We start from the raw sequence: 16,150 nt of genomic DNA, 5'->3' as shown, positions 1-16,150 counted from the left end.
GGAACCTACGCCCGCCAACGGGGTATGGCTCTAAGACCCCGATCATCCTTTTACCGCCCCTGCCGTCAAAGCTGACACAATATATTTCTGCAGGAAAACAAACAGAATGACAGTCGGCAAAATTGTCAGCACGCTGGCTCCCGCCAGATAATGGGTCGTAATCTGGTTCAGCTTGGACTGCAAATTAACCAGCGAAGCAGCCACCGGCATTTTGCTCGGGGTATCAATCATAATATATGGTACAATAAACTGCGACCAGCTTGTGATGAAGATCAGCAGAACTCCCGAGAACAGCCCTGGAATGATAACCGGAAGCAAAATCTTAGTCACAGTCTGCAGCCGTGTGCAGCCGTCAATCGTCGCGGCTTCATCCAATTCGACCGGGATCGTATCCAGGAAGCTTTTCAAAAACCAAACCTGAAATGGCGATGCAATCGCAATATAAATCAACGTCAGTCCAACCAATGAGTTTAGCAGTCCCAGCCTTGAAAAATACCGATACAGCGGAATCACGACCACAAGCGGTGAAACCATTTGAAACATCAGGACAAAAAACTGGAGCTGCTTGGAGCCGCGGAATTTCATCCGTGAGAAGCAATAAGCGGCAGGAAGCGCAATCACGATTGTCCCTACCATCGTCACCAGCGTCACCTTTAGGGAATTCCAGACTCCCTGCAGAATATTCACCTGTTCAATCAAATATTGGTAATTCTCCCACGCAAACGATTCAGGGAACAATGCCGGCGGGATTTTATAAAGCTCCGGTACTGTTTTTAAGGAAAGAGATAAAACCCACAGAATTGGAAACAGGAAGAAGATTGCAACAAGGATATAGAATATGTACAGAAAAATTTTAATCGTTCGTTTTTTATGCCGAATATTCATCTTCTACTCCTCCCTGTTCATTTTGATATACAGAATGCCAAAGCAAACATTAATCAGCAGCAGTATTACCGCCACTGCACATCCCTTTCCTAAGTCGAGCTGTTGGAAAATAGTTCGATAGGCGCTTAACACCAGTACCTCCGTGCTTCTTCCTGGCCCGCCTCCTGTCAGCGGCATAATCATATCAAAGGTGTTGAAGGTATTGATGATGTTCAAAAGCAGGTTAATCATGATAACCGAACGCATCGACGGAATCACAACACTGACAATTTTCCGAAATCCGCTTGCTCCGTCAACATCTGCAGCCTCCAAAATATCCATAGGGACGGTTTTAATCCCTGCATAGAGTAGGATCATGCTCTGTGCGGTGCCGCGCCAAACATTGGCTATGGAAATGGAGAGCAGCGCAATTTTCGGATCGGTTAGGAAAGCAACAGCATCCAAGCCAATTAGAGACAGTAGGTAATTCAGAATTCCTGAGCCCGTTTCGGCATACATAATTTTCCAGATAATACCGATTGCAACCCCAGGAATTGCCCAAGAAATCAATGAAATCGTTCGGGTAATGACAGTTCCATGCAGATGTCTCCTCTCGCCGTTATCTACCGAAAAGGCAATCAAAAAGCCCAGCAGAAACTGAAAAATCACACTGAAGGCTACAAAGAAAAAGGTTACGCCCAATACGCCAAGGAAGGCCGAATCCTGAATTACCCTCAGATAGGAATTAAAGGTAAAATGATAGTCACTTGATGTCATAGAAGCATCAGTAAAGCTCATCTTTAATACGTCTAGAATTGGAACAAGAAAAAAAGCACACAGGAAGAATAAAAGGGGCAACAACCAGAGGATCGGCCTCTGGTTGTTGAATACATTTTTTCTTCTGATCTGTGCGGATTTCTCAATTATAGTTGCATTTCTCATTATTTCATCCCCACTACAGACAATAAAGAAACCCCAAACAATTTAGATTAGTTTGTCTTGGAATACTCCTCGTCTACATTTTTGGCCATCGTTTCCAAGGCCTGTTCTGGTGTTGCATTGCCGTTGATGACATCGGCAACCGCAACCTGAAGCTCAGTGGAAATGAAGTTGTAAATAGTAGCTGCCGGTCTTACATGGCCATATTGGAAAAGATCTCTGAAAGCCATTGCGTTCGGGTCATCTTTAAACCGGTCTGATAAATCATAGCTGGTTTCGCGGCAAGGAAGGTTTCCGCAAGCGGTTGTGTAATCCACGTTTCCTTTGTCACTAATATAAGTATCAATTGCAAACTGTGCGGCAAGCTTTCTCTTAGTTTCATCCTTTGTAAATACGCCGCAAGTCCAGCCGCCGCAGCAGGTCGACGGGTCAGAACCGCTGACCACCGGAATGTTTGCGATTCCATATGTTTCATTGAAAGTGTCCTGCCCGAGGATCGCGCCAATCTGGGTCGCAAGCCAACTTCCACCGACAAACATTGCTACTTTTCCGGTTGCAACATCTTCGTTCATGTCACCGTCCGTCATAAATGAGGTCACACGAGTCGGTGTAATGCCAGTATCAATTGTTTTCTTCAAGAAGTTGAACAATCCAAGCATCGCTTCCTTGTTCTTGCCCTGGTCAAATGCCGGTGCACCGCTTTCGTCCAGCAGCTCTCCACCCTGTGCCCAGAACCACGGCAACATATCACAGCTTGTTGTTTCGTTCTTGCCGGCTGGATAGAGGAACATGTACCCGTCCTTGGAGAGTTCCTCCATTGTAGAAATCAGCTCGTCCCAATCCTTCGGCGGATTTTCCACTACAGCCTTCTGATAATATAGCGCTCTGACGTCGGTATCATACCACATCGCCAAGACTTCATCCTCCGGCTTCATCATTTCCTGCGCAAACGGGAACCAGGAATCAAGCGAAATATTGTTTTCTTCCAGAACATCGGTTACCGGCTGCAGATAATCGTAGTAATGCGGCAATACAAAACTGTCTACAGACGCTAAGTCAGGAGCATTGCCGGCCGCCGCCTGTGTGAGCAACTTTGCCATTGCATCGTTGATCTGTGTACTCTGTACTGTGATCTGGATTTTCACTTCCGGATGCTCTTTGACAAATTTAATTGCAGATTCTTTAAAATAATCTGCTACCGGCTGGTTGGTGGAGTCAAAGCCCTCCTGCGGAAGCCAGGTCAGTTCGATGGTAGCATCATCATACCCCACACTGTCACTGGTTACAGTCGGTTCTCCTTTTGCCGAGGTTCCGTCTCCTCCAGAGGCGCTGCCATCCATATTGCTTGAACTGCTTGAACTGCTTGAGCTGCATCCTGTTATGGCCACGGACGCCATTAACAAGACTGCCAAAATGGAACTCAAAAACTTCTTCTTCATAAAAAAATCTCCTTTCTGTTTGTGATCGTCTTTGTTCTCCGCAATACATATTCCTTGACATCCCCCACATCAATCCGGCAAAAGCAGACATTTCCGCCCTGCTGATTTTCCGCCTCCATCTGGAGCACTTTTCATGCAAATCTTCTCTGGAAAAGTATGGGCAAAAGTCATGCTTTTCAGCTTAATTTAAAATCTTAAACAAAAACTATAAGCATTTTTCTGCCATTTAATTCTCCATATAGCATGAATGTGCATTGATGTTTTGGCAAGTTAATGGATTTAATATGTATTTTGCACTATTAGTAAAACACATTTACTCTGTAAAGTCAATATTAATTCGTAAAAAAAAATGTACAAATCAAAGCTTTTTGTTTTGTGAACTTTTTGTATATAACAGCCCTAGATTTTTTAACGATTTCTATTATAATAAAATTAGATTTAGAAAGAGGTGTCGCTATGAGCGCAACACATGTCAAAAACATGCAGTTTTTACGAAAGTCCAACCGCGCTACGATTATCAAGCACTTGGCTACACAGGGTCCATCCAGCCGAATTGAGCTTTCATCTCAACTCGGACTGACAAAAATGGCGGTCAGCAATATCGTTGCAGAAATGATAGAGGAAAAGCTCATTACAGAATCCGGCCTTCTCACCAATGGACAGGACAAAAAATCGCCCTCCTCGGGAAGAAAGCGTACTGCCCTTTCACTGCTTCCGTACAGTATTAATGGAATTGCAATCTGGATTACCCGTTTTCAGCTGCACTGTCTTGCAATCGAGATAACCGGACAGATATTCTGCCATCTCTGCAAAGAAATCCCCCAAAATGCAGACAATCAATTTGTGGTGCGTACTCTGTGCGCGATGATATCCAACATTTTAGAGATTCATTCAGATAAAAATTTCATCGGCATCGGGATTGCCTCAATTGGTCCGTTAGATATACAACAGAAAAAGCTGCTCGCCCCTCCAAATTTCTACGAGATCAAAGACTTAGAAATCGGCCGGATTTTAGAAGAACAGTTTCAATGCCCTGTTTTTCTTGACAATGATATGAACGGAATTGCCCTGGCAGAGCAACTTTATGGAATTGGGAAAGAAATGACGGATCTTGTATATGTCGGGTTCGGCAGCGGCGTCGGTGCTGGTATAATTGCAAATGGAAAAATTCTGCACGGAAGAGGCGGATATGCCGGTGAGCTCGGGCATGTTTCGATTAACCCAGAAGGGGAACGGTGCTCCTGCGGACAGCGCGGTTGTTTGGAACTTTATACGGGCCTTTCTACCTTTCTCAAAAACTGCAACGTCAATTCCATAAAGGAGCTGCGCCGTAAAATGGAAGCAAACCCGGTTCCGGAGCTTATTTCCAATAATCTTCTCGCGTTCCAACGTGCGGTTCAAAAGGCACTCATTAGTGTTGCTAACCTGTTTGATCCGGAAATTATCATTGTGGGAGACCAGATGCTTCCCATGATGATCCCCATGCTTCCAGAAATTGAAGCATATATGAATACCCACATGTTCCATCATGGCTTTCGGAATATTAAGCTGGTACAAAGCAGCTTTGGCAGCAGGGCGCCATTGATTGGAGCCGGAGCCATCCTCTTTCAGAAGATTTTCAGTTCTGAAATCAGCATTCCTTCTAATAATTAAAATCCGTGATTTCCAATTGGAAATCACGGATTTTTCCGAGCCGCTCTACTTTCCCAAGGTAAGCAGCAGCGTTCTCATGGTGTTCGGCTGAAGGGTAAGATTCACCTTGTCTCCAATTATATCCAGTGCTCTCATCGGGTTCTCCATGATGTCAGCATCATTGGCTGCGGCAACCGTCAAATTCCTGAATCGCAGTGTTGCCTCTTCCGCTCTGTTCCCTGTATGGTACAGCCGCAGGACAAGCTGATTGTCTATACCGCTTTCCGGCATCTTGACGGCCGACACCCTCACATTGCCCTCGACTTCCAAAAAGCTATCTTGAAGCTGGAGATCGCCCTGATGTGCAGTATTGGACAACACATAAACGGGATGGGCAATCAGCGCGCTCTGCTCCATCAACTCCATATCGCTTCCCGTCCGGCAGACCGCCAGCGCAATGAGTGTGTTGTGAATTCCAAATTCCGGATAACGGTCAGGGTCATAGGAAGAATGCAGCAACGTAACCGTCATTTTATTGTCATAGCCGCGATAGCCGTATTTGTTGTCTGTCAGCATCGCAAGTCCTGCTTCGTTTGGATTCACCGCATAGATGAAGCTGTTTCCTGGAACGTCATGCGCAAGCGCCGGCCGGGTGATCGTGCCGCATGGTACGTCATATTTGTAAGCATCCGCCGTATAGGAAAGCGGCACGACAAAGCTGATCTGCGGCATCCCTTTTTCTTTGCTACCCACCTCTAGCCAATCCATTGTGGTGAAAAATTTCAGCATTTTGCTATTCTTTTCCAGGGAAACCGTAACAGATAATTTCGACTGCATAAAGGTCAGATCATATTGAATCGACTGCATCACTTCGCCGTTTGTAATGGTATTGATACAAACAGGATAGACTTTATTCAGGTTTACTATCTGCATAAAGCGGCCGATTCTCCATGCGATATACCGTTCATGGGTCGTTTCCAACGCATATTGGAAATAACAGGCTGGTGCTTCAGCAGAGATCACCTCCTTTTTTCTCTTCTTTTCGATCAGAGAGACAAGCTGCATGGTGCTTTGTTCAAATTCTGCACGAATCCACTCGTTTTCCAAAACGAGATTCTCGGCTGTTACAACGTCAACTCTTGGTTCCGGATGACGGAATACTGCAATATGATCCGGCATTTTTTCTTTTGCAAGGTAGGTGCTGTAACCAAATGCGGGTACATCAACAACCGCGGTAAATTTCAGGTAATGGTGTTCCCAGTACCATGCGTTGTTTTCCAGGATCTGAACCGGGATTTCATTCCCATGGATGTCTTCCAATGTAAGCAATTCCGGTTTTCCGTTCCAATCCCAGATAACAAATTCCACCGCTTCCTTGCGTGCATATTGGGTCGTATTAAAAGCATGGAGAATCCGTACCTTTCCATTCCCACGCTCCGCCTGCGGGAAACGGTACTGGCTACGCCCGATAAGCCCTGGCTCCGCATCGCCGGTATTAAAGCCAACGCCTGCTCCTTCGCTCCTTTGGAAACGGTCCTCTTCTGTTATGATTCCGGATGTGTCCATCCGTTTCATGAGTGAATGCATCGCCTGGTTGGCGCCGCTGTTCGCATAAGATAGAACCTCCTGAAAGTTCCCCATGGCATATTCCCTAGTTTCCCGTACGCCGGAGCCAGGAATAATATCATGAAATTGGTCAAACAGATGCTTTTCCCATGCAGATTGAAACCGCTTGATAAAACGGTTGCTTTGTTCCTGGATCCCCGCAAACGCACAGAGTGCCTCCGCATCATATAAGCGGTCCTCACCCAAACGGTTTGCCATTTTAATCCGTGACTGTGCGGTATAACATCCGCTGAATACAAAGTTCAATTCTTCCTCTACTACCGGAAGCCGATCCGCATACCGCTCCAGCTCATGGAAAAACTGACGGTAGGTTCCAAATTCCAGCGCCGGCTGGAGTGGCCAAGAGGACATATCGCGCAGAATTTCAATATCCCGCCTGGTCGGTCCGCCACCGTGGTCCCCGACCCCGTACACCTTCAGCATCATATCAATCTGATGCTTTTGACAGAATTCCGGCACATTCAGCAGCATGTCGTACTCTATATTCGCATTATACCAGTAGGGTTCCCGGTATGCTAGAACCGAAGCGCCGGACGGCGACTTCCAACGATAAACGTGATGCCCTTCATATCCGCGGCAATGGTATAAATATTTTACCCTTCCGTTCTGAAGAATTTCAGGCATATTAATGCTGTGCCCAAAGGTATCGGGTTCAAAGTCAAGCTCCATGCTATCCTCAGAGATTTCAAGCAGCTCCGACAGATATTTTTTGGTATACAGTATCTGACGGCTTAACGATTCGCCGTTTGGCATATTTTTATCGCATTCCACCCAGGTTGAGGCTGTCACCTCCCATCTTCCCTCTTTGATCCTCTGCTTAATCTCAGGAAGCATTTCCGGATAGTACTGTTCAATAATTTTGTAGGTTGAAGCCTGCGACTGAGAAAAGGTAAACTCGGGATACTCCTTCATCAGCTGCAGCATCGTGCGGAAGGTGTCAATCGTAACCGCCACCGTTTCCTGAAAGCCCCACATCCAGTTCATGTCGATATGGGCGTGTGCAGTGCAGATCACCCGATATTTTTTTGCTTCGGGTGACAGAATAGAAAGCTGTTTTTCCACCTGCTTTGCTGTTTCATCAGAGATGGCTCCGATTTCCTTCCACGCAGCTAAAAGCAGATCAATCCCATCCTCCAAAACACAGTCAAATTTGTGTTCCTTTACTTCGGATACCTTCAGCATAAACGCAATCTGGGAAAGGATTCTTTTTTCCCAGTAACTATGGTTTGTGCCAGCCAGTAATTTCTGATATTTCTGATAAACATTCATGATCCCTTTCTCCTTTTTTATTTTAATTTTATCCGGCAAAGAGTTTCTTTGCCGGACTGCCACGACAGCAGCAATAGTCCTCGCTTCCCTCCCATCCCTTTTAATCTTATTTTATTTTGTAAAGCATTTCTGCCCACTGACGCTTAATGCACCAAAGATGTTGCACAGCTTGCTCCCGTCTCGGAATAGATTTATTTTTATCAAAGGAGTTATTCCCCATGAACATGCTTTCGATCTCCTGTCAGCTATTGAGCATCAATCATTTTGGACAGCCGTTCAGCCACACTTATTCCTTTTATCTTGTCTGCTCCGGTGCTCTCGTCGCAGATACTGAAAAGGGCTGTTTTTTACTTCAAACAGGAGAATTTCTCTTTCTCCAGCCTTACCAGCCTTACCATCTCAAGCGGGTCAATGAACGCTGCGAAGTACTGCTTCTTACGGTTCATCCTGATTGTTTTATGAATTTTTTTCCAGAAATCAAGCAAATCTATTTCTCGGTCAATCCAAAATTATCCGGAAGCTCAAGCTGCCGAGAAATCCGTTCCCAATTAATACAGGCCGCTGAAATTTTCTTCACACAGCATATCGGCTGGGAGCTTCTGCTGGCAGGCCAGATTTATCGGCTTTTTCATACCATTTTTCTAACCTTCCCCTGTACAAAGAGAGAAATCAAGTACAACAAAAAGCAGGCGCGGCTCTTGAGTATCCTGCAATATTGCCAGGAACACTACCCCAAAAAATTTTCTGTCCAAAAGTTAGCGGATGGACAAAACCTGTCCGCTTCCTACTTGTCCCATTTCTTCAAAACACAAACCGGGCTCTCTCTTCAGGAATATATCTGCCAGCTCAGACTGGATCTGGCCTGTCGCCTGATTTCCCAAACAGACCTGAGTTTATCCGATATCTGCTTTTCGAGCGGCTTTTCGGATTATCGGTATTTTAACCAGGCATTTCGAGAACAATTCCATTGTACAGCGCATCAATATCGCCAAAATGCACAAGCCCACAACCGATTTTATTCGCAATATGATCTCCTGCCGAAACAATCCGTACAGGTACTTCCCGTCCCCTACGCATTAGACCTGCTTCAAAAGCAACACCAGGCAGGCTTTTTCGGCTAATCTAAAAAGCACATATAGCTTCAATTAATAAAGATGGTCCGCAATTTCAATTTATATTATATTCTTTTTTCTTAAATTGAACATCGTAAATTCTGCTTTTTTATTAGGCAATCCTGCTTTTATAGAGAAAGATAAATAAAAATTAGCGTAAATTGCAAGAACAAATCGAACGCTCCCATGCAGAAACTTTTTAATCCGCAGGCATAGGTGGGGCTACGCTCTGTCTGCAGATAAGGATCCCACTGTGTCCGGCTGCTGCGTCCGTTGCGACCGTTATCCGTGTCCCGACAGAAACCGTAACCGAAATCAAAGACAACAAGCGTCGTGAAGTGGAACGCAAAATTTTCCCAGGTTATGTGCTGGTGAAAATGGTGCTGACAGACGATTCTTGGTATGTCGTTCGGAACATTCGCGGATGCACAGGATTTGTCGGTCCCATTTTTTCTACTGTATCCACATCGTATTCGCTGAATTGGGGGCACATGCTGAAACACCAGAAAAACGACGGCAGTACCAAATATGGTACTGCCGTCGTTTTTTGAGAATCGAAGTCTGAGCGGATCCAGTTGGCGACTAACGCAATTTTCAAACTTCCGGCCGCTCACCGCCGAACCCGTTCGGCGCCTGTCCGTCAAATTCCGGTGTTTCCCCGGTGAATCCGCCTGGAGGCTCCTGCATTTGTCCTCCCATTTCCGGCATGCCGCCTATTCCGCCTGCCGAGACGCCATCCGGTGCAAACTGCGTCACCGTTTCGGAAAGCACGGCAGAAAGATATTCGCTGCCGCCCGAATAAACCCCGCCGAGGCCGCCGTTTCCCGCGTCGGAGACGGTTCCGCCGGTTTTTACCGTATAGGTCGTTCCTTCCTGCAATTCCGGCGTGCTGATGATCAGCGACGTATACTGCTTAGACGGCGTGAAAATGATCTCCCTTTCGCCATCCGCAGAGGAAATCGAAACCGGACTTCCGGCCGCCTGTGCAGAGGCAAATAGGATACTCGCCGTATACTGGGAAGATCCGCTTCCCGGCGTCTGCAGCATTCCGCTACTTCCGGCAGCAATCAGGGTGCCGCCATCCAAGGCAAACGTTCCTTCGTAATCGATGGCGCCATTGCCGTTATCTGTCGGGCCGTGAATCAGCAGCGTTCCGTCTGTCATGACGATATCCCCATTTGAATCGATCCCGTCTCCGTCCGCATAGACTACCGTAGTACCGCCGCTAATGGTAATACAAAAATCCCCGGATGCGGTCTGCCCCGGCCATCCTGTGCCGCTTCCATCTGCGGCATTCAGGCCGTCATCGCTGGCTGTCACCGCAATATTGCCGCCGCTGATGGTAATTTGTGCGCCCACAATGCCCTCATAGCTTTCCGAAACTGTAATCTCGCCACCGCGGATCGCAACACTGCTGTCCGCATGAATGCCATCGTCGCCTGTGGAAAGTTCCAATGTGCCACCCTGGATTTCCACTGTACCGTTTGCATGCACCGCATCGTCCGCAGCGTCAATGGTCATGGTTCCGCCGGAAATCACCACCGCAGATCCGGCTTTGATTCCTTTTTGGCTGACGGTACTGGTTTCGTCCGACGTTTCTTCTGTCGTGCGCATTCCGGGCATTTCAAAGCTTTCCGTATGCGTTCGCCCATTGGAAGCGCCGCCGGAGGTAACCGAAATGGTTCCGCCTTCAATTTGCAGCGTTGTCTCCGCCTGAATGCCGTCTTCTTCTGCTTCCACGGAAACCGTGCCGCTTTCAATCCGGACATATCCTTTTTCTGCATCTTCATCCTGATCCGACTGGATTCCGTCCCCACCCGCAGAAACCGAAATTCCTGCATCGCGGATCGTCACAGAATCCTTTCCTTTGATTCCATTGTGTGCCGCTGTCACAGAAATGGTACCGCCGGAAATTTCGAGGTCGTCCTTGCACTGAATCCCGTTATTAAAATTGGCATACACCGTAAGTGCGCCCTCGCCATTAATCGTCAGGTCGTCTTTGCTGAAAATGGCTGCGTTCGGCTCCTCTGCCTCTGCATCGGCATATACGTATGTCTCACCATCTGTCAGAACATTTTCACTGCCGGATGCCAGCGTTAAAATAACCTGATCCGCCTTTTGAATATAGAGCGGCGCGCTGTCTAAGCAAGTGATTTCTACGCCGTCAAAAATCAAGCGGACTTTGCTTTCTTTGTCTGCATTGACGAGAAGCTGTCCGTCTGTAAGCGTACCGCTTACCCGGTAGGTTCCCGCTTGCGTAATCGTAATTACACTGCCTGCAACGGATACGCCGTTTCCTTCAACCGTCGCACTTTCGCCCGTGAGACGGATTGTCGCATCGATCGTTTCCGGATCTTCGGAATCCAGACTCTCGGTTTCCAAATTACTGGAAATCGAAGTGCTTCCTGCTGCGTCCTCGTTTTCAGCCTGCGCCGACGGCTCTGTCGAACATCCGGCGAATAAAAGAAGCGCTGCCAGGCAGGTCGCTGGTATGCGGTTCCATTTCATAAGGGTCATCTCCTAAACAAAAAATTCCACGTAAGTGTGGGACCCCATCCGTTTCTGCCTTGTATTATAAAAAAGGAATTCGAACGTTCTGTGAAAAGCCGGCGAAAATCCTGTGGTTTTTCTCAAAAAAATCTTTTGGCCTAAAAATTTCACCGGCTTTTCACCTGGCATTCAAGCGTTTTCTACATCACCGGCGTAAAGTAAAGCCAGTGTTTCACCCATCCGTTTCTTACGAATACAAATCCTGAAAAAAGGAGGCTGATCCGCGAATGGCAAAAATGGTCTTTCAGCGATTCGAAAAGAAATTTCTTCTCGGAGAAAACCAGGTTGCCCAGCTTCTTCCCGCAATATCGGAATTTTTAGAGCTGGATCCCTATTGCAAAAAAGAAAAGCGGGAATATTCCATCTACAATCTTTACTTTGACACCGACTCGAGTTCCGTCATTCGGCATTCCGTCGATCATCCTTATTATAAAGAAAAGCTGCGGCTGCGCAGCTATCGATCCCCTGCGGGTCCGGAGGATCGGGTCTTTCTGGAAATCAAGAAAAAAATCGGCGGCGTCGTTGCAAAGCGCCGTGTCGTCTTGACGCATCGTGAGGCGCAGGCTTTTCTGCAAGACCGAACCTGGCCGGATTCGGTCTCGCCCATAACCGCGCAAATCTTAGACGAATTGGACTTCTATTTGCAAGTGCACGACGTCCAACCGACAGCTTACATCAGCTATGACCGGACTGCACTCTTCGGGAAAACCGATTCTTCTCTTCGCGTTACCTTTGACCGCAACATTCTAACGCGCCGGACAGATCTTCGTCTGGACAGCCCGCGCTATGGCACGCCGCTCCTTTCGCCGCAGCAGCGGCTTATGGAAATAAAATGCAGCGGCGCCATTCCGATCTGGCTTACAAGGCTTCTCGCAGAACAGGGAATTTATAAAACCAGCTTTTCCAAATACGGACGGGAATATCTGGCCTATGTTGCGCAGACACAGCTTAAAAATCCGGTCGCACAAAAGGCAATCTGATTCAAAAGAAAAGGAGTTACACACCATGGATTTATCTGCATTATTTTCTTCTTCCGGTACAGAAAGCGTCACGCTCTCTCTCGGAAATACGATTCTCATTTTGCTGGCCGCCCTGGTTTTGGGGACACTCATCAGTCTTATTTACATGTACACACACAAACGCCAGGGCTATACCGCGTCTTTTCCTGTAACTCTGATTATGCTTCCCGCCATTATTTCCATCATCATTTTGCTGGTTGGAAACAGCGTGGCGCGCGCGTTCAGCCTTGCCGGAGCCTTTACCCTGATTCGGTTCCGCAGTGCACCGGGAGACCCCAAAGATATCGCTTACGTCTTCTTTTCTGTTGCGGTGGGGCTTGCCTGCGGGATGGGCTATCTCGGATATGCCGCACTTTTCGCCGTCATTCTCTGCGGCACCATGGTACTCCTCGACAAGCTGTACTATGCCGCTCCCAAAGAAAATGCCATGACGCTCAAAATTACCATTCCGGAAGACATGAATTATCAGGGACTCTTTGACGATCTGCTCGCAAAGAACACTTCACATTGGCATCTAAAAAAGGTTCGCACCACCTCGCTCGGCACCCTGTTTGAGCTGGTCTATCATGTTACGCTCAAAAAAGAATGCGACCAGAAAGCTCTGATCGACCAAATTCGCTGCCGAAATGGAAATTTGGATGTCTCGCTATCTTTACGGGAAATGGAGGAAACGCTGCCGCAGTAATTGGGCGCGCTAAAAAAAGTTTGAGGACAGAGACCAAATCCCCCCCTTTTTCTGCAACTTTCTTACGCTTCCATGAAATACAACAAAAAGAGTTGCCCGCGATGGCTGCCCGTATTATAATGAAAGCAGAATTTTTGCGTAAGGAGGAGTTTTATGCAGCCGTCCCATCGTACTGCTCGGCACGGAAGTCCAAAAAGTTCGAATATAAAGTGGATTTTAATGTTTCTACTCATACTGGTTCTGCTTGTAGGAATCTTTTTTCTGGCAAAACCGATTCTCTTTTCTGAAAAGCCGACCGAATCCTCCGCATCTACGCCGGACCCATCTGTCAGCGCCGTACCGGATCCCACGCCGTCTCCGGAACCGACGCCGGAACCGACACCAACACCCGAACCGACGCCGGAACCCATTGCAGACGACGGAAGCGACGGTTATCTCTCGGAAGGGCTTTACATCTGGAACAACAAAGCCTTTGAGCTTTTTTACGGCGGAACCGATGGCGCCCAGGCATATGCGGATGCCATTTCCTCCTATAAAGCGTATTTGCCGGATCAAAACGTCTACAACATGCTGGTGCCGAACCATTCGGAATTCGGACTTCCGGAGCGAATCCGCAAGGAACAGGGCTGCTCTTCTCAGCGGGAAACAACTGCGGCTGTCTATAACGGATACTCTGCGGAGATCATTCCGGTTGATATTTACGATACCTTATATCGGCACAAGGAAGAAAATATTTATCTGAATACCGATACCCACTGGTCTTCCCTCGGTGCCTATTATGCATATGAAACCTTCTGCGAAGTAGCGGATGTTCCTGCTGTTTCGTTAAGCAATCTTACAAAAACCTCCATTCCGAATTACACCGGCTATCTTTACACCGCAACCGGCGAAAGCTGCCTTTCCGAGCACTCGGATACGCTCGATGTCTATGACATTCCGGGCACTTTCACCGTGAAGCTTTCTACGGACGGGGAAACCTTTCAGGAAATGGATTCCATCAATTCCCCCTATACGGAATCCGGCTACTCGGTTTTTATCTGGGGAGACAATCCCTGCATGCAGATTCAGAATACGGATAGCCATACCGGACGGAAGCTTCTGTTTGTCAAAGATTCCTACGGAAATGCCATGGCGCCATTCCTCGCCGCAAGCTTCGATGAGGTGCATGTGATTGATTTCCGCTCGTTTCCCTGGAATCTGCCGGACTACTGTACAGAGCACGGCATCACCGACGTTTTGTTTTTCAACAGCGAAATGACAGCGCATACTGCTTTCCAAATTGACGCCATGAACGCGCTGTTTGATTGATTTTTTTCGGACTTGCAACTGACAAGCTGCTCCCCGCATAGGATAGCACTATCCAAAACTTTGCGGGGAGCGGCTGTTATGTTTACTGTTCTGCAATTTCTCTTATCCGATGTTCTGTTTTTCATCCTGCACATTACAAGTTCCGGTTCTTTCCCCCGTCCGCTCTCCGCGCAGGAAGAACGGGCATGCCTCCAGCGCCTGAAAGAGGGAGACCCCCATGCACGCGCGGAGCTGATTGAACACAACCTCCGACTCGTTGCACACATCATTAAAAAGTATTATGCCGATCAAAATGACCAGGATGATCTCATTTCGATCGGCACCATTGGCCTAATTAAAGCGATCGACAGTTTCGATCCTGACAAGGGAATTCGGCTTTCCAGCTATGCCGCGCGGTGTGTGGAAAATGAAATTCTGATGTTTTTTCGGAGCAAAAAGAAAAACGCACAGGATATCTCCATCAATGAGCCCATCGATACGGATAAGGACGGCAACGCCCTGACGCTGATTGACACGATGGCGGTAGAGGACAGCATCATTGACGACCTGGATACGAAGATTAAATCCGAGCAGCTTCGCGTTTTCCTATACCGGGCGCTGAACACGCGCGAGCGCACCATTCTGACGCTCCGTTACGGCCTGCACGGCGGCAGACCGCTTGCACAGCGCGAGGTTGCGGACCGATTGAAAATTTCCCGATCTTATGTCAGCCGAATCGAAAAACGCGCTGTCGCAAAACTACATGCGGAATTTGAAAAATCCGGCGGCATGTAGCTTTGGAATCTTTTTTCACAACGCAAAACCGGCCCTGTTGCTTTTTAAAACAACAGGGCCGGTTTTTGTATAGCGATCATGCCGCTTGTACGCATTTTATCGGACATCTGCTTCCCGGAATTTTTCTGCAATATATGCGCGCGCTTCCTGTACGTAGCGTTCCGGATCAGCGCCATCAACATACCAAAATTCCAGCACAAACATGCCAACGCCCATTTCCCGCAGCATGCGAATTGCCGGGACATACGGCGTGTGGCCCGTTCCGAACGGAACGTCCCGGAACTGTCCGGGAAGCGTTTCTTTGAGATGCGCCGCCGTAATGTGTCCGTGTGCATCCGCAAGATCCGCCAGCGGATCTCCAAGCGCATTGGTCAGGTTTCCGACATCCGGATAAATCTGCAAATACGGAGAGTTAATTTCCGAAACATACCGCATTGCCTTTGCGCAGGTATTCATAAAGGGGGTCTCCATGGTTTCGAACCCCAATAAAACGCCATACTTTTCCGCATAGCCGACCGTCTTGCGCAAGTTTTCTGCAAACCGCTCCCTTGTTTCTTCGGTAGACGGCTCATAATACACATCATATCCGGCAAGTTGAATTTGCCGGATTCCAATTTCCGCGCAAAACTGCACCGCCTTTTCCGAAATGGCAAGACTTTGCGCCGCTGTCTCCGGGTTGCTGCTGCCAAGCGGATATTTCCGGTGCGCGGAAAGGCACATCGAGAGCACCGGCTGTCCGGCCTCTTCGACCGCTCTGCGCAGCGCGTGCCGTTCCTCCTTGCCCCAATCCAGGCGGGAAAGCTTTTCGTCTGTCTCATCTACGCTGATTTCCAGATAGTCAAATCCGCATTTCCGGGAAAGCAGAAGCTTTTCCCGGAGAGACATCGAATGCGGCATAGACTTTTCATATTGCCCCAAAAGGTAGCTCTGCAT

12 protein-coding genes and 1 pseudogene are annotated in these 16,150 nt (G+C 47.8%); 7 read left to right on the top strand and 6 right to left on the bottom strand.

Going from position 1 to position 16,150, the window contains the following annotated elements; all coding sequences use genetic code 11:
- Positions 1-42 precede the first annotated feature (42 nt).
- From IAG03_RS04500 to IAG03_RS04490, 3 genes are read right to left on the bottom strand one after another with little or no spacing between them, the layout of a single operon-like run.
- A complete protein-coding gene (locus IAG03_RS04500; RefSeq protein WP_249318619.1) occupies positions 43-885 on the bottom strand; it encodes a carbohydrate ABC transporter permease in 843 nt (280 codons plus the stop codon).
- A gap of 3 nt (positions 886-888) precedes the next feature.
- The gene (locus IAG03_RS04495; RefSeq protein WP_249318618.1) at positions 889-1,806 is read right to left on the bottom strand and encodes a carbohydrate ABC transporter permease; all 918 of its coding nucleotides are present in this window, start codon (positions 1,804-1,806) and stop codon (positions 889-891) included.
- Positions 1,807-1,853: 47 nt separating this feature from the next.
- Complete coding sequence (locus IAG03_RS04490; protein WP_249318617.1) at positions 1,854-3,242, bottom strand: extracellular solute-binding protein; 1,389 nt, start codon at positions 3,240-3,242, stop codon at positions 1,854-1,856.
- Positions 3,243-3,617: 375 nt separating this feature from the next.
- Here IAG03_RS04490 and IAG03_RS04485 point away from each other — a divergent pair, with 375 nt between their 5' ends.
- Positions 3,618-4,895 (top strand): ROK family protein, encoded by a 1,278-nt coding sequence (locus tag IAG03_RS04485; RefSeq protein WP_249318616.1) that lies wholly within the window; start codon positions 3,618-3,620, stop codon positions 4,893-4,895.
- Between the two features lie 45 nt (positions 4,896-4,940).
- Here the strand turns inward: IAG03_RS04485 and IAG03_RS04480 are convergent, their stop codons facing one another.
- Entirely contained in the window at positions 4,941-7,769 is a 2,829-nt protein-coding gene (locus tag IAG03_RS04480) for a glycoside hydrolase family 38 N-terminal domain-containing protein (RefSeq protein ID WP_249318615.1), read from the bottom strand.
- A 218-nt stretch (positions 7,770-7,987) separates the two neighbouring features.
- On the opposite strand from IAG03_RS04480, the gene IAG03_RS04475 reads away from it, so the two are divergent.
- A complete protein-coding gene (locus IAG03_RS04475; RefSeq protein ID WP_249318614.1) occupies positions 7,988-8,890 on the top strand; it encodes a helix-turn-helix transcriptional regulator in 903 nt (300 codons plus the stop codon).
- 275 nt (positions 8,891-9,165) lie between these two features.
- Positions 9,166-9,327 (top strand): annotated as a pseudogene (locus tag IAG03_RS04470) (transcription termination/antitermination NusG family protein); the annotation flags it as partial.
- A 148-nt stretch (positions 9,328-9,475) separates the two neighbouring features.
- Here IAG03_RS04470 and IAG03_RS04465 read toward each other — a convergent pair.
- Complete coding sequence (locus IAG03_RS04465; RefSeq protein WP_249318613.1) at positions 9,476-11,389, bottom strand: carbohydrate-binding domain-containing protein; 1,914 nt, start codon at positions 11,387-11,389, stop codon at positions 9,476-9,478.
- 269 nt (positions 11,390-11,658) lie between these two features.
- Here IAG03_RS04465 and IAG03_RS04460 point away from each other — a divergent pair, with 269 nt between their 5' ends.
- The 4 genes from IAG03_RS04460 to sigK all read left to right on the top strand — a co-directional run bounded on the left by IAG03_RS04460 (position 11,659) and on the right by sigK (position 15,217).
- Positions 11,659-12,411 (top strand): polyphosphate polymerase domain-containing protein, encoded by a 753-nt coding sequence (locus IAG03_RS04460; protein WP_249318612.1) that lies wholly within the window; start codon positions 11,659-11,661, stop codon positions 12,409-12,411.
- A 25-nt stretch (positions 12,412-12,436) separates the two neighbouring features.
- Positions 12,437-13,135, top strand: a complete 699-nt coding sequence (locus tag IAG03_RS04455) for a DUF4956 domain-containing protein (protein ID WP_249318611.1) — start codon at positions 12,437-12,439, stop codon at positions 13,133-13,135.
- Positions 13,136-13,354: 219 nt separating this feature from the next.
- The gene (locus IAG03_RS04450; RefSeq protein WP_249318610.1) at positions 13,355-14,443 is read left to right on the top strand and encodes a DHHW family protein; all 1,089 of its coding nucleotides are present in this window, start codon (positions 13,355-13,357) and stop codon (positions 14,441-14,443) included.
- Positions 14,444-14,521: 78 nt separating this feature from the next.
- The gene (sigK, locus tag IAG03_RS04445; RefSeq protein ID WP_249318609.1) at positions 14,522-15,217 is read left to right on the top strand and encodes an RNA polymerase sporulation sigma factor SigK; all 696 of its coding nucleotides are present in this window, start codon (positions 14,522-14,524) and stop codon (positions 15,215-15,217) included.
- A 96-nt stretch (positions 15,218-15,313) separates the two neighbouring features.
- Here sigK and IAG03_RS04440 read toward each other — a convergent pair whose 3' ends face one another.
- Complete coding sequence (locus tag IAG03_RS04440; protein ID WP_249318608.1) at positions 15,314-16,150, bottom strand: L-ribulose-5-phosphate 3-epimerase; 837 nt, start codon at positions 16,148-16,150, stop codon at positions 15,314-15,316.

The sequence above is a fragment of the Yeguia hominis genome (assembly GCF_014384705.1).
GTDB classification, from domain to species: Bacteria; Bacillota; Clostridia; order Oscillospirales; family Acutalibacteraceae; genus Yeguia; species Yeguia hominis.
Note: the sequence above shows the minus strand (reverse complement) of the source record. Positions and strands in the feature narration are given on the sequence as shown.

Bases quoted from the DNA above. Each gene is read 5' to 3' on its own strand.
- IAG03_RS04500 (WP_249318619.1), bottom strand. From the start codon at position 885: ATGAATATTCGGCATAAAAAACGAACGATTAAAATTTTTCTGTACATA.
- IAG03_RS04495 (WP_249318618.1), bottom strand. From the start codon at position 1,806: ATGAGAAATGCAACTATAATTGAGAAATCCGCACAGATCAGAAGAAAA.
- IAG03_RS04490 (WP_249318617.1), bottom strand. From the start codon at position 3,242: ATGAAGAAGAAGTTTTTGAGTTCCATTTTGGCAGTCTTGTTAATGGCG.
- IAG03_RS04480 (WP_249318615.1), bottom strand. From the start codon at position 7,769: ATGAATGTTTATCAGAAATATCAGAAATTACTGGCTGGCACAAACCAT.
- IAG03_RS04475 (WP_249318614.1), top strand. From the start codon at position 7,988: ATGAACATGCTTTCGATCTCCTGTCAGCTATTGAGCATCAATCATTTT.
- IAG03_RS04465 (WP_249318613.1), bottom strand. From the start codon at position 11,389: ATGAAATGGAACCGCATACCAGCGACCTGCCTGGCAGCGCTTCTTTTA.
- IAG03_RS04460 (WP_249318612.1), top strand. From the start codon at position 11,659: ATGGCAAAAATGGTCTTTCAGCGATTCGAAAAGAAATTTCTTCTCGGA.
- IAG03_RS04455 (WP_249318611.1), top strand. From the start codon at position 12,437: ATGGATTTATCTGCATTATTTTCTTCTTCCGGTACAGAAAGCGTCACG.
- IAG03_RS04450 (WP_249318610.1), top strand. From the start codon at position 13,355: ATGTTTCTACTCATACTGGTTCTGCTTGTAGGAATCTTTTTTCTGGCA.
- sigK (WP_249318609.1), top strand. From the start codon at position 14,522: ATGTTTACTGTTCTGCAATTTCTCTTATCCGATGTTCTGTTTTTCATC.
- IAG03_RS04440 (WP_249318608.1), bottom strand. From the start codon at position 16,150: ATGCAGAGCTACCTTTTGGGGCAATATGAAAAGTCTATGCCGCATTCG.